The organism is Pseudomonas sp. NS1(2017) (assembly GCF_002269425.1).
GTDB lineage: Bacteria > Pseudomonadota > Gammaproteobacteria > Pseudomonadales > Pseudomonadaceae > Aquipseudomonas > Aquipseudomonas reactans.
On record NZ_CP022960.1, the window covers coordinates 3,103,246 to 3,116,085 of the forward strand.

9 protein-coding genes are annotated in these 12,840 nt (G+C 60.9%); 3 read left to right on the top strand and 6 right to left on the bottom strand.

Annotation, left to right across the window (positions count from 1 at the left end; translation table 11 throughout):
* Window positions 1-89: 89 nt before the first annotated feature.
* Together sulA and lexA are read right to left on the bottom strand one after the other, a co-directional pair.
* Window positions 90-563, bottom strand: a complete 474-nt coding sequence (gene sulA, locus CI807_RS14660) for an SOS-induced cell division inhibitor SulA (protein ID WP_095015134.1) — start codon at window positions 561-563, stop codon at window positions 90-92.
* Between the two features lie 10 nt (window positions 564-573).
* Complete coding sequence (gene lexA, locus CI807_RS14665; RefSeq protein ID WP_003172575.1) at window positions 574-1,182, bottom strand: transcriptional repressor LexA; 609 nt, start codon at window positions 1,180-1,182, stop codon at window positions 574-576.
* Between the two features lie 263 nt (window positions 1,183-1,445).
* Between lexA and psrA the strand changes: the two genes are divergently transcribed.
* Both psrA and nagZ read left to right on the top strand, forming a co-directional pair.
* Window positions 1,446-2,153 carry a transcriptional regulator PsrA gene (gene psrA / locus CI807_RS14670; protein WP_016975266.1) on the top strand — a complete coding sequence of 236 codons (708 nt, stop codon included), beginning with the start codon at window positions 1,446-1,448 and terminating at the stop codon, window positions 2,151-2,153.
* A 136-nt stretch (window positions 2,154-2,289) separates the two neighbouring features.
* A complete protein-coding gene (nagZ, locus tag CI807_RS14675; RefSeq protein ID WP_095015135.1) occupies window positions 2,290-3,300 on the top strand; it encodes a beta-N-acetylhexosaminidase in 1,011 nt (336 codons plus the stop codon).
* A gap of 112 nt (window positions 3,301-3,412) precedes the next feature.
* Here nagZ and CI807_RS14680 read toward each other — a convergent pair whose 3' ends face one another.
* From CI807_RS14680 to mfd, 3 genes are read right to left on the bottom strand one after another with little or no spacing between them, the layout of a single operon-like run.
* Window positions 3,413-6,103: a DEAD/DEAH box helicase gene (locus CI807_RS14680; RefSeq protein WP_095015136.1), complete on the bottom strand. Its 2,691-nt coding sequence runs from the start codon at window positions 6,101-6,103 to the stop codon at window positions 3,413-3,415.
* A 9-nt stretch (window positions 6,104-6,112) separates the two neighbouring features.
* Window positions 6,113-6,679, bottom strand: a complete 567-nt coding sequence (locus tag CI807_RS14685) for a CsiV family protein (RefSeq protein ID WP_095015137.1) — start codon at window positions 6,677-6,679, stop codon at window positions 6,113-6,115.
* An 11-nt stretch (window positions 6,680-6,690) separates the two neighbouring features.
* Window positions 6,691-10,140, bottom strand: coding sequence for a transcription-repair coupling factor (gene mfd, locus CI807_RS14690; RefSeq protein ID WP_095015138.1), 3,450 nt, complete (start codon window positions 10,138-10,140; stop codon window positions 6,691-6,693).
* Window positions 10,141-10,480: 340 nt separating this feature from the next.
* Here mfd and CI807_RS14695 point away from each other — a divergent pair, with 340 nt between their 5' ends.
* The gene (locus CI807_RS14695) at window positions 10,481-11,944 is read left to right on the top strand and encodes a glyceraldehyde-3-phosphate dehydrogenase (protein WP_028619425.1); all 1,464 of its coding nucleotides are present in this window, start codon (window positions 10,481-10,483) and stop codon (window positions 11,942-11,944) included.
* Between the two features lie 172 nt (window positions 11,945-12,116).
* On the opposite strand, the gene CI807_RS14700 is transcribed toward CI807_RS14695, so the two are convergent.
* Window positions 12,117-12,650, bottom strand: coding sequence for a chalcone isomerase family protein (locus tag CI807_RS14700; RefSeq protein ID WP_095015139.1), 534 nt, complete (start codon window positions 12,648-12,650; stop codon window positions 12,117-12,119).
* Window positions 12,651-12,840: the final 190 nt, after the last annotated feature.

A 12,840-nucleotide genomic window follows, 5' to 3' on the forward strand; every position in this document is an offset into this window, starting at 1 on the left:
GCTTCGCAGCCCAACGCGGGGCAAGCCCGCTCGCCACAATGAGCTCGCTCTCCACAACAAGCCTGCTTCCAACAAGCCCGCTTCTGGTTTTATCCCAATCGAATATTCAAGCTCTGAGCATCGCCCATACGTGCAGCGCTGATCAGTTGCTGCTTGGCGCTTGCATTCAACGGATTCAACCAGCTCACCACCGTATGGCTACGGCCCAGACGCAACGCTTCACAGGTCAACTGCTGGGCACTTTGTGCGCCGCGTGGCTGCAGCAGCAGGATGCGCTCGCGGTTGAGGCCGGCATCCCGCAGCCAGGCCTGAGTCAGGCTGGCGGGTGGGGCGATCAGCGTCAGCCAGCGGGCGTCCTGTTCCTCGCTCAGGTCACGCAGGATCGGCGCCAGCAGGCTCAGGCAACTCCCCGCTGCACCGCGCAACGACAATTCACTGAACGCCTCAGGTTCGGCGCCCCAGGGCGCCTCGACCGTTTCCTTGAGGATAGGCGCAAGGGGTTGGGCCATGAAGGCCTCGAACAGCGACAGTTGTGTGTGTTGTGGGGTGTGGACGAGTTGCATGATGCCTCCTCTAGCGGCGAATGACGCCGACGCTCAAGCCTTCGATCACCAGGTCCTGATCTTTCAGGTTCACTTCAATCGGTGCGAACTCAGGGTTCTCGGCCAGGAGCCAGACCTTGCTGCCTTCGCGCTTGAAGCGTTTGACGGTGACTTCATCGCCGATACGGGCGACGACGATCTGGCCATTACGGGCTTCGCGGGTGGTGTGGACGGCCAGCAGGTCGCCATCGAAGATGCCCACGTCCTTCATGCTCATGCCATGGACGCGCAACAGGTAGTCGGCACGAGGATGGAAGAAGGTCGGGTTGATGTTGCAGGATTCCTCGACGTGCTGCTGCGCCAGGATCGGCGCACCGGCGGCGACGCGGCCGATGATCGGCAGGGTCGATTCGTCGGCCTTGGCTTCGAAGCCAGGGATGCGAATACCGCGCGAGGCACCGGGGGTCATCTCGATCGCGCCTTTGCGAGCGAGGGCCTTGAGGTGTTCTTCAGCGGCGTTGGGGGACTTGAACCCCAGTTCCAGCGCAATTTCCGCTCGTGTCGGCGGGTAGCCGTTGTCATCGAGGCAGCGCTTGATAAAAGCCAGAATCTCAGCTTGGCGTGGCGTCAGTTTTAGCATGTTGATCGCTCTGTCTTTTTATACAGTGACTGGGATTATATACAGTGAACTGCGCTTGGCAATCATCCTTTTCTGCCCCTCCGCTGGACGGTCATCGGGCATGCTTCCCACAAGCCAGGGATAGCGCTGCCTACAGACCGGTATGGATGTGATTAAATAGCGATGAAATGTATGACTGCCCGGCCGGAAAGCGAACCCGCAGGCTTGACAAGACACACCCTGAAACGTATGTTTCAAACAAGTGTTTGTCAGGCGGAGTAGCCATGGCCCAGTCGGAAACCGTTGAACGCATTCTCGATGCTGCCGAGCAATTGTTCGCGGAAAAAGGATTTGCTGAAACCTCATTGCGGCTGATCACCAGCAAGGCTGGCGTCAACCTCGCTGCTGTGAACTACCATTTCGGCTCGAAAAAAGCCCTGATCCAAGCGGTGTTCTCGCGCTTCCTGGGGCCGTTCTGCGCCAGTCTCGACCGTGAGCTGGAGCGTCGCCAAGCCAAGGCTGACCATAAGCCGACCCTGGAAGAGTTGTTGGAAATCCTCGTCGAGCAGGCCCTGGTCGTTCAGCCCCGCAGCGGCAACGATTTGTCGATTTTCATGCGCCTCCTGGGCCTGGCGTTCAGCCAGAGCCAAGGTCACCTGCGCCGTTACCTGGAAGACATGTACGGCAAGGTTTTTCGTCGCTATATGTTGCTGGTCAACGAGGCGGCTCCGCGTATTCCGCCGATCGAGCTGTTCTGGCGCGTGCACTTCATGCTCGGTGCTGCCGCGTTCAGCATGTCCGGGATCAAGGCGTTGCGGGCCATTGCCGAGACCGATTTCGGCGTGAATACCTCAATCGAACAGGTCATGCGCCTGATGGTGCCGTTCCTGGCCGCCGGCATGCGTGCCGAAACCGGTGTGACCGACGCCGCCATGGCCGCTGCTCAATTGCGCCCACGCAGCAAGTCCGCGCCAATACCCGCCAAGGTTTGACCGCACCGGGTGGGCGCGACCGCTTGCATCCGCTAAGCTAGCGGCCCATGCCGAATTCAGCTATTGACTCGCAACCCGTTGTGCTCACTGTGCCTGGTGAGGGCAACGGGCTGTGTGCGTTATTTAAGGAAGGTTTATGACTGCTGCCCTGCAAGGTTCTTTGATGGTCGACGTGGCCGGCACCTGGCTGACGGCCGAGGACCGCCACTTGTTGCGCCAGCCTGAAGTCGGCGGCCTGATCATCTTCGCGCGCAACATTGAGCATCCGCGCCAAGTGCGGGAGTTGAGCGCAGCGATTCGCGCCGTGCGCCCGGACCTGCTGTTGGCCGTCGACCAGGAAGGCGGTCGCGTACAGCGCCTGCGCCAGGGGTTTGTGCGCTTGCCGGCCATGCGTGCATTGGCGGACAACCCCAACGCCGAGTACTTGGCCGAGCAGTGCGGCTGGATCATGGCGACAGAAGTGTTGGCCGTTGGCCTGGACCTGAGCTTCGCCCCGGTGCTGGACCTGGACTACCAACGCAGCGCCGTGGTCGGCACCCGTTCCTTCGAAGGCGACCCCGAGCGTGCCGCCGTGCTGGCTGGTGCATTCATCCGCGGCATGAACAGCGCCGGCATGGCCGCTACCGGTAAGCACTTCCCCGGTCACGGTTGGGCTGAGGCCGATTCCCACGTCGCCATTCCCAATGATGAACGTAGCCTGGAGCAGATTCGCGCCAATGATCTGGTGCCTTTCGCACGCCTGAGCAAGCAACTTGCGGCCGTGATGCCCGCGCACGTGATCTACCCGCAAGTCGACGCCCAGCCAGCTGGGTTCTCGCGCCGCTGGTTGCAGGACATCTTGCGTGGTGAGTTGCAGTTCGATGGGGTGATTTTCAGTGATGATCTGTCGATGGCCGGCGCCCATGTGGTGGGCGACGCCGCCAGCCGCATCGAAGCGGCGCTGACGGCGGGTTGCGACATGGGGCTGGTATGCAACGATCGTGCGGCTGCAGAACTGGCGTTGACCGCCGCCCAGCGCATGAAGGTCAAGCCATCGGCTCGAATCGCTCGTATGCGCGGCCAGGCGATTGCGTCGACGGACTACAAGCAGGATCCGCGTTGGTTGGCGGCACTGACTGCGCTGCGTGAAGCGCAGTTGATCGGCTGAAAACCGCGGTGCGCCCATCGCAGGCAAGCCAGCTCCCACATTCGACCGCAGTTATCTTGAAGAAACGCGGTCACCTGTGGGAGCTGGCTTGCCTGCGATAGCGATCTGACAGTCAGCGCTTTTCTTGTTTGTGGGGCAACGGCGCAAACAACGCTTCAATATCCTCGTTGCCCAGCTGCCAGTCTCCTGTAGTACGCCCATCCAGCACGCCCGCTGCCAGATCGGATTTTTCCTTCTGCAGGTGCTGGATTTTCTCTTCCACCGTGCCCCGGGCAATCATCTTGTAGACGAACACCGGCTTCTCCTGACCGATGCGATAGGCACGGTCGGTGGCCTGGTTTTCCGTGGCCGGGTTCCACCAAGGATCGTAATGGATCACCGTATCGGCCTCGGTCAGGTTCAGGCCCACGCCTCCGGCCTTCAAACTGATCAGAAAAATCTGCAGCTTGCCGCTCTGGAAGTCCTTCACCGGCGTGCGCCGATCTCGGGTCTGGCCGGTGAGCAGTGCGTAGGCCACGCCACGTTTTTTCAGCTCGACTTCGATCAGGCTCAACATCGAGGTGAACTGGGAAAACAGCAGGATCCGCCGACCTTCCTCAAACAGTTCCTCAAGCATTTCCATCAAACTATCGAGTTTGCCTGAGCTGCTGCCACGGGCGGGCAAGGTTGCGTCGTTGACCAGCCGCAAGTCACAGCACACTTGGCGTAACTTGAGCAGCGCCTCAAGGATGATGATCTGGCTGCGTGCCACGCCTTTGCGGGTGATCTCGTCGCGGACTTTCTTGTCCATGGCCAGGCGCATGGTTTCGTATACGTCGCGCTGGGCTTCATTGAGGTCGACCCAGTGGATAATCTCGGTCTTGGGGGGCAATTCTGTCGCCACCTGCTCCTTGGTGCGGCGCAGCAGGAAAGGTTTGATCCGACCGTTGAGGTGCTGCAGTCGCACATCGCTTGCGCGCTTTTCGATGGGCACGCGGTAATCGCGGTTGAAGCTTTTCACGTCACCGAGCCAGCCGGGCAGCAGGAAGTGAAACAACGACCACAGCTCGCCCAGGTGGTTTTCCAGCGGCGTACCACTCAGGCACAGGCGCTGGCGAGCATTCAGCTCGCGCGCCGCCTGGGCCGCCTTACTGGACGGGTTCTTGATGTACTGGGCTTCATCGAGGATCAGCACATGCAAGGGCAGGGCGGCGAGTTGTTCGATGTCCTTGGGCAGCAGCGCATAGGTGGTCAGCAGCAGGTCATAGTCCTGCAGGTTGGCGAAATGTTTCTTACGCCCTGCGCCATACAGCGCCAGCACCTTGAGTTGCGGTGTAAAGTGCGCCGCCTCATCCAGCCAGTTGGGAATCAGGCTGGTGGGCATCACCACCATGCACGGCCGATCCAGGCGACCGGCGGCCTTCTCGCTGAGAATATGCGCCAGGGTCTGTAGGGTTTTACCCAGACCCATGTCATCCGCAAGTATGCCGCCGACATCCAACTGACGCAGCGACTGCATCCAGCTCAAGCCTTCCAACTGGTAAGGGCGCAAGGTCGCGTTCAGCCCTTCAGGCGCTACACACGTGAAGTCCTTGATATCCCGCAGGCGCTGGGCAAAGTTGCGGATCTTTTCGCCACCTTCCCACTGCAGCGGCAGGTCTTCCAGCGGATTAAGCCGGATCGCATCGGCCTTGGCCAAGCGCAACGTGGTGGTGCCGGCTTCCTGTAGGTAAAACTCACCGAGGGTCGCCAGCACCGGTTTCAATCGACCATAGGGCAGCGCGACTTGTATCGGGCCGTGACCATTGGGCAGGCCCGGGATGTTCACCAGGATCAGCTCATCATCGCGGCGCCGCGCCAGCTTCTCCGGGTTGAGGATCTCGGTGTGGGAACGCATCAGGTTCAGCAGGATCGGCAACAGGCTCAGCCGCTCGCCGTTGACGATGATCCCCAGCTCCAGGTCGAACCAATCACGCTCCGGACCTTCATCAACGGTGGCGTACCAGTCATCGACGGCGCTGAGGTCGAAGCCGAAATCATCATCGATCAGCAGCTCCCAACCCTCGGCTCGCAGTGTCGGTGTGGCATTGAGGGTGAAGGTCAGCCAGGCACTGTCATTGACCATCTCGAACAGCTCGCCGGCGCTTTCCGGCAAGGCTTTACTCTGGCGTGTGGCGATCTTGAAGCCCAGCAGGCGCAGTTGTTCGCGATAGGGTTGCTCAAGCTCCGGATGCCGCTTGATACGCAGGCTCTGGGTGTCCTGGCGCACGATGATGTCGGCGTTTTTTTGCCCGCTGACGTAGTTGCCCAAGTAGTTGAACGACAGCGCCGCCCGGTGCTGGATATAGCGCTGCATCTTGCCGTTGCGCGGTTCAAAGGCGCTGAATTCGACGCTGGCCATCCACAGGCGCGGCACCGGCACCACGTCTTCCATCACCACTTGCGGCAGCACCGCACGGTTTTCCAGCACGGCCTGGAGTTTTTCCAGCAGTTCGGCATCCTGTGCGGCGGCGGGGTAGGCCAGGGTTTCCTGGACTTTCAGCAGCACTGCCGCGATATGTTTGCAATTGGTGTGCACCGGGCAGGTACAGCGGCTGTCCACCAGGATCAAGGTGCCCTTGGCCGATTCACGCAGCGAGATGGTCTGCCGATACACGTTGCCGCCGGAGCCTTCGCAACTGGCGACGATGGTGCTGTCGCCGCACTCGACGATGCGCACCCGGTTTTCCAGCGCATACCGTCGCCCGCGCTCAAGGCTCTGCTCTTTAAAGCGATTGGCCCAGGAAGGGGCCAGGGGTTTGGTCAGCGACGACGTGAGGGACATGGTGCTGGATCAGTCCTGAATGTCGGGCGGTGGCGCGCTGGGTGGCTTGGCGGTCAGCGAGGTGATCTTGATCAGCAGCGCCAGGTGGCCGCCGTCTAGGTAATTGAGCTGGTTGTTCTTGGTGCGCACGTCGGTCTGGCTCAGGTGCTCGCTGGCGATCACGCTGCCGTTGGCGTCGAACTGGTTGATCCAGAAGTTCGCATCGATATCGGTAAAACGGCCCAGTTGCAGGCTCAACACGCCCTCGATCGGAAACTGGCCGAATTGTTCCTGGCCGTCGGTTATCGCGACCTTGACAGGCTGCTCGCCCAGGTTCTGTTCCCACGCCTTATGCAGCAGCACCGTGTAGGTAGAGTCGGCACGCAGCTTGTCGACAATGTTGGACAGGCGCGGCGGGCTCAGTCTGTCGCCCAGGCGCGCCGCTCCGGCATCCCAGTTTTCCGGGGCGGCGCGGCTGCTGATCACCGGTTCGGCGTTCTGGCGTACCAGGATCATTTCCACCTGGTACGGGCTGTCGGCGAACGCCGCAGGTGCCACGACCACCAACAACAGGCTCAACATGCGGAACAGGCGCATTGGGGCGTCCTTCAAGCAGATTTCGGGATGAGGCGTTCGAACAACGCCTCCAAGGTATTAAAGCGTTCTTCGGCACGTTCCATCGGCACCATGAACTTGAACAGCGTAGCCCCTTCGAACTTGTAGCGGTTGGGCTGGCCTTGGATCAGCTTGATCAGCACCAACGGGTCCACCGGCGTCTGCGCTTCGAATTCGATGCGTCCGCCCTGCGGCCCGGCGTCGACCTTTTTGATCCCGAGCTGCTCGGCCTGCAATTTCAGCAAGGTCAGGCGCACCAGGTTCTTGGTCGGTTCCGGCAACAGGCCGAAGCGGTCGATCATCTCGACCTGTAGGTCCTTGAGGCCTTCTTCATCGGTGGCCGAGGCGATGCGTTTGTACAGGATCAGTCGTGCATGCACATCCGGCAGGTAATCCTCGGGAATCAACGCCGGCAAGCGCAGGTTGATCTCAGGGCCGCCGCCCAACGGTTGATCCAGATTTGGCTGTTCGCCTTTGCGGATGGCTTTCACGGCACGTTCAAGCATCTCCATGTACAGCGTGAAACCGACCGCCTGGATCTGCCCGCTCTGGCCGTCGCCCAGTAGTTCGCCGGCGCCACGGATTTCGAGGTCGTTGGTGGCCAGCACAAAGCCGGCGCCCAGATCCTGGGTGTTGGCGATCGCTTCCAGGCGCTTTTCCGCGTCGGAGGTAATCTGTTGGCGCGGCGGCGTCAGCAAATAGGCGTACGCCTGGTGGTGACTGCGCCCCACGCGACCGCGTAGTTGGTGCAACTGGGCCAGGCCGAACTTGTCGGCGCGCTCGATAATAATGGTGTTGGCGCTCGGCACGTCGATACCGGTCTCGATGATGGTCGAGGCGATCAGCACGTTGAAGCGCTTGTGATAGAAGTCGCTCATCACCTGTTCGAGTTCGCGCTCGCGCATTTGCCCGTGGCCGATGGCGATACGTGCCTCCGGCACCAGCTCGGCGAGGTCGGCGGCGCATTTCTCGATGGTCTTCACGTCGTTGTGCAGGTAGTACACCTGCCCACCGCGCAGCAGTTCACGCAACAGCGCTTCCTTGACCGTGCTTTTGTTCTGCTCCATCACGAAGGTGCGCACCGACAAGCGCCGCGCCGGCGGCGTGGCGATGATCGACAGGTCGCGCATGCCCGACACGGCCATGTTCAGCGTGCGCGGAATCGGCGTGGCGGTAAGGGTGAGGATGTCGACCTCGCTGCGCAGGGCCTTGAGCTGTTCCTTCTGGCGCACACCAAAGCGGTGTTCTTCGTCGATGATCACCAGGCCCAGGTTCTTGATCTTCACATCGTCCGACAGCAGCTTGTGGGTGCCGATCACGATGTCGATCTTGCCTTCGGCCAAATCGGCGATGGCGGCATTCACTTCCTTGGCCGACTTGAAGCGGCTCATCACTTCCACGGTCACCGGCCAATCGGCAAAGCGGTCGCGGAAACTGTTGTAATGCTGCTGGGCGAGCAGGGTGGTCGGCACCAGGATGGCTACCTGGCGACCGCCGTGCACGGCAATGAAGGCGGCGCGCATGGCCACTTCGGTCTTGCCGAAGCCCACATCGCCGCAGACCAGGCGGTCCATCGGCTTGGGCGCGAGCATGTCGGCGCGCACCGCTTCGATGGTGGTTTGCTGGTCCGGGGTTTCTTCGAAGGCGAAGCCGGCGCTGAAGGTGGCGTAGTCGGCTTTCGGGTCGGCGAACGCATAACCTTCGCGGGCGGCGCGGCGGGCATAGATGTCGAGCAGTTCGGCGGCGACATCGCGCACCTGCTCGGCGGCTTTACGCTTGGCTTTCTGCCAGGTTTCCGAACCCAGGCGATGCAACGGCGCCAGGGCGTCATCGCTGCCGGTATAGCGCGCAATCAAATGCAGGTTGGCCACCGGCACGTAGAGCTTGGCGCCCTCGGCGTATTCCATGGTGAGGAATTCGGCGGCCTGGTTGTCGATCTCCAGGGTCTGCAGGCCCAGGTAGCGGCCGACGCCGTGGTCGATGTGCACCACCGGCGCGCCTTCGCGCAGTTCGGTGAGGTTTTTGATCACGGCATCGTTGTTGGCGTCGGCGCGTTTTTCGCGGCGACGACGCTGCATCACGCGCTGACCGAACAACGGGCTTTCGGCGATCAGCGCCAGGGCCGGATCATCCAGCAACAGGCCTTCGTCCAGCGGCGCGATGGTGATCGCCAGGCGCTCTTTGCTTTTGACAAAATCCGGCCAGCTGTCGACGGTTTTCGGGCGCAGCTTCAGGCGTTCGAGCAGTTCCAGCAGCACTTCGCGACGGCCAGCAGATTCGGCGGTAAACAGCACGCGGCCAGGGAAATCGCCGAGGAAGTTGGACAGCGCTTCCAGCGGTTGCGTGGCTTTGGCCTGGATCGCCAAATCCGGCAGTGTTCCTGCCGGGAAGCGTTCGCGGCCAACGCCGGTTTCCACATCCTGCTGGCTGGCGACTACACGCGGCCAGCTTTTCAGGCGCGCGAAGCAGTCTTCCACCGGCAGGAACAGTTCGGCGGGCGGCAATAAAGGACGGGACGGATCGACGCGACGCTCTTCATAGCGGTTGCGCACGTCGTTCCAGAAATTTTCCGCCGCCTGTTCGATGCCCGGCAGCGAAAACACCTGGGTGTCCTGGGGCAGGTAATCGAAGAGGGTGGAGGTTTCGTCGAAGAACAGCGGCAGGTAGTACTCGATACCGGCCGGTGTAATCCCGCTGCTCAAGTCCTGGAAGATCGGGCAACGGCGGAAGTCGACGTCGAAGCGTTCACGGAAGCGCGCCTTGAAGCGGGTCACCGCGTCTTTTTGCAGCGGGAATTCCCGCGCAGGCAGCAGCTTGACCGAGTCGACTTTATCGATGGAACGTTGGTTTTCCGGATCGAAGGTACGCAGGGTCTCGATTTCGTCATCGAACAGGTCGATTCGGTAGGGCGGTTTGCTGCCCATCGGGAACAGGTCGATCAGCGCGCCACGCACCGCGAACTCACCGTGCTCGTACACCGTGTCGACGCAGCGATAGCCGCTGGCTTCCAGGCGCGTGCGCATCTGCTCGACGTCCAGCTTCTGGCCGATATCCAGCACCAGGCTGCTGCCCAGCAGGAACTTGGTCGGCGCCAGGCGATGCAAGGCCGTGGTGATCGGCACCACCAGCACGCCGTGGGCCAGTTCCGGCAAGCGGTACAGGCTGGCGATGCGCTGGGAGATGATGTCCTGGTGCGGCGAGAACAGGTCGTAGGGCAGGGTTTCCCAGTCTGGGAAATGCAGCACCGGCAAATCGGGGGCGAAGAAGCTCAGCTCCTGCTCCAACCGTTCGGCGCTTTGGCTGTCGGCGGTGAGCAGCAGGGTAAAACGCTTGGCTGCGCTGGCAGCCTCGGCGATGGCCAGGCTCAGGGCGGCACCGGGCAGGTTGCCCCAGTGCTGTTTACCTGCCGCAGCAGGGAGAAGCGGTAGACGCAGGACGGGCACGGAAGGTTGAGCTCCAAGCGTTGCGACAAAGTCGGTAATTGTAACGGGCCAAGGTGCCGCCTGTCAGTTTCTGACTGAGCCTATAACGGTTTGTAGGAAATGTAGTGGCTAAGACAAACAATGGCGGGTTTTGACTCATTATGTAGTGCCAAAATGTACGCGTTTTTCGGAGGGTTACGGACAAGTCGTCCTGAGCGTGCCATTGGTGGCCTTCTGGAACCCGCGTATTTACTGGGCTGTAGCGGGGTGTCAATTTTCTGCAAGGACTTTTTGTTGCCGGACGCGCATTGCTCCGAGGGCGGTCGGGCGGCATAATGTAGCCCCTTTTTTCTGCCCCTACATGTGGAAGGTTCCCGTGACTCAGAAGCCCGACCAGTGTCTTGGTGAATGGATCGACCGTGAAGCACTCGCTGAAGCGATGATTCCGCTTATCGGTCAGCTGTACCGCAATAACAATGTGGTGAGCTCGATCTATGGCCGCAGCCTGATCAACCAGTCCGTCATCGCGATTCTCAAAGCCCACCGCTTTGCGCGTCACCGTTCCGCCGACGACAGCGAACTCTCCGTCCACGAAACATTCCCACTGCTCAAAGCCATGAGCGAGCTCAAGCTCGGCGCGGCTTCGGTAGACCTGGGCAAGCTGGCCTACAAATTCCGCAAGGAAGGCGCCGGCCGTACCGCCGAGCAGTTCGTGCGTGAAGAAATGGCCGATGTGGTTGGCCAGCAAAACGCCGCTGCCCGCAAAGGTACCGACGTGGTGCTGTACGGCTTCGGTCGTATCGGCCGCCTGCTGGCACGCATCCTGATCGAAAAAACCGGTGGTGGCGACGGCCTGCGCCTGCGTGCCATCGTGGTGCGCAAAGGCGCCGAGAACGACCTCACCAAGCGCGCAAGCCTGCTGCGCCGCGATTCGGTACACGGTCCGTTCAACGGCACCATCGTCATCGACGAAGAAAACAACACCATCACCGCCAACGGTAACCTGATCCAGGTGATCTACGCGAAGAACCCGTCCGAGGTGGATTACACCCAGTACGGCATCAAGGACGCCCTGCTGGTGGACAACACCGGCGTATGGCGTGACGCCGAAGGCCTGGGCCAGCACCTGGCCTGCCCGGGTGTTGACCGCGTTGTCCTGACCGCGCCTGGCAAAGGCAAGCTGAAGAACATCGTTCACGGTATCAACCACGGTGAAATCACCGCGGACGACAAGATCGTGTCCGCCGCGTCCTGCACCACCAACGCCATCGTGCCGGTGCTGAAGGCTGTAAATGACAAGTTCGGCATCGTAAACGGCCACGTCGAGACCGTTCACTCGTACACCAACGACCAGAACCTGATCGACAACTTCCACAAGGGCGATCGCCGTGGCCGTAGCGCCGCGTTGAACATGGTGATCACCGAGACCGGTGCTGCCACCGCTGCTGCCAAGGCCCTGCCTGAGCTGGCCGGCAAGCTGACCGGCAACGCGATCCGCGTGCCGACGCCAAACGTGTCGATGGCCATTCTCAACCTGAACCTTGAGAAAGCCGCTACCCGTGAAGAAATGAACGAGTACCTGCGCTACATGGCGCTGCACTCTGATCTGCATAAGCAGATCGACTTCGTCAACTCGCAGGAAGTGGTCTCCACCGACTTCGTTGGCTCGCGCCACGCCGGTGTGGTGGACGCTGAAGCGACCATTACCCAGGACAACCGCGTTGTGTTGTACGTTTGGTACGACAACGAGTTCGGCTACAGCTGCCAGGTGGTTCGTGTGATGGAAGACATGGCCGGGGTCAACCCGCCTGCGTTTCCGCGCTAAGCACATGCGTTGAATGAGAAAGCCCCGACTGGTTCGGGGCTTTTTTATGGTTGTGAGGGCCTCTTCGCGAGCAAGCCCGCTCCCACATTCGACCGGGTTTCTTCAGGGCGCGCGCGGTTAAATGTGGGAGCGGGCTTGCTCGCGAAGGCGGTGGCTCAGCCAGCGCAAATCTTCAATTGAGCAACTGGGTACGCAAACGTTCGGACAGCCCATTGGGCGCCAGCCAGAGGCTCAGATAGGTCCTGGCAAGCTCATCGTCACGACTACTGAACACCACCTGCCCATTGATCTCCAAATTCAAACCCCGTCCCGGATGAAAATCCAGGGCATACCGATCGCCGCTGCGGATATCGCGAAAGCTGGCGTGCAGTTTGTCTATCTCGGGCTTCAGGCGGGTGCTGGCCTGCTGGCGCTGCAGCGTGGCAGTGGCCGCTTTGATCACATCATTGCGGTCGATGTCACGGAAGTAATACAGCGTCAGGCGCAGCGCTTTTTGTTGCGCCCAGGCCTGCTTGGCGCTCAGGTCGGACGGGGCATACAGCGCAGCCGCGTAAACATCCGCCCAGAGGTAAGTGAGCACCGCCTGGTTTTTCAGGGGCAATTGCTGGGACTGTGCCGGAAAGTCGGCCTGCTTCAGCCGTTCCGCCTCATTGGCCTGTGCCGTGATCGACAGCATCAGTAATAAACAGAAAGCGACATGTCGCATAATGGCCAGTCCTGCAAAGGGGCTTGCTGGCAGTGTAATTGCAATTTCCTGATGGTGTAGTAAAGGCAAGACTGGCCTACGACGCGACCAAGGGTTAATGTTCGCGGCGTTGAGCCTTATATAGACTGTGCCCCGGTTCACACACTTGAGCCGAATTGTCCTTCATGACCGCTGGCCGCGGCATGATTTA

What these genes read in the sequence shown, in the direction of transcription:
- sulA (WP_095015134.1), bottom strand. Translation starts at nt 563, where the DNA reads ATGCAACTCGTCCACACCCCACAACACACACAACTGTCGCTGTTCGAG.
- lexA (WP_003172575.1), bottom strand. Translation starts at nt 1,182, where the DNA reads ATGCTAAAACTGACGCCACGCCAAGCTGAGATTCTGGCTTTTATCAAG.
- psrA (WP_016975266.1), top strand. Translation starts at nt 1,446, where the DNA reads ATGGCCCAGTCGGAAACCGTTGAACGCATTCTCGATGCTGCCGAGCAA.
- nagZ (WP_095015135.1), top strand. Translation starts at nt 2,290, where the DNA reads ATGACTGCTGCCCTGCAAGGTTCTTTGATGGTCGACGTGGCCGGCACC.
- CI807_RS14680 (WP_095015136.1), bottom strand. Translation starts at nt 6,103, where the DNA reads ATGTCCCTCACGTCGTCGCTGACCAAACCCCTGGCCCCTTCCTGGGCC.
- CI807_RS14685 (WP_095015137.1), bottom strand. Translation starts at nt 6,679, where the DNA reads ATGCGCCTGTTCCGCATGTTGAGCCTGTTGTTGGTGGTCGTGGCACCT.
- CI807_RS14695 (WP_028619425.1), top strand. Translation starts at nt 10,481, where the DNA reads ATGTGGAAGGTTCCCGTGACTCAGAAGCCCGACCAGTGTCTTGGTGAA.
- CI807_RS14700 (WP_095015139.1), bottom strand. Translation starts at nt 12,650, where the DNA reads ATGCGACATGTCGCTTTCTGTTTATTACTGATGCTGTCGATCACGGCA.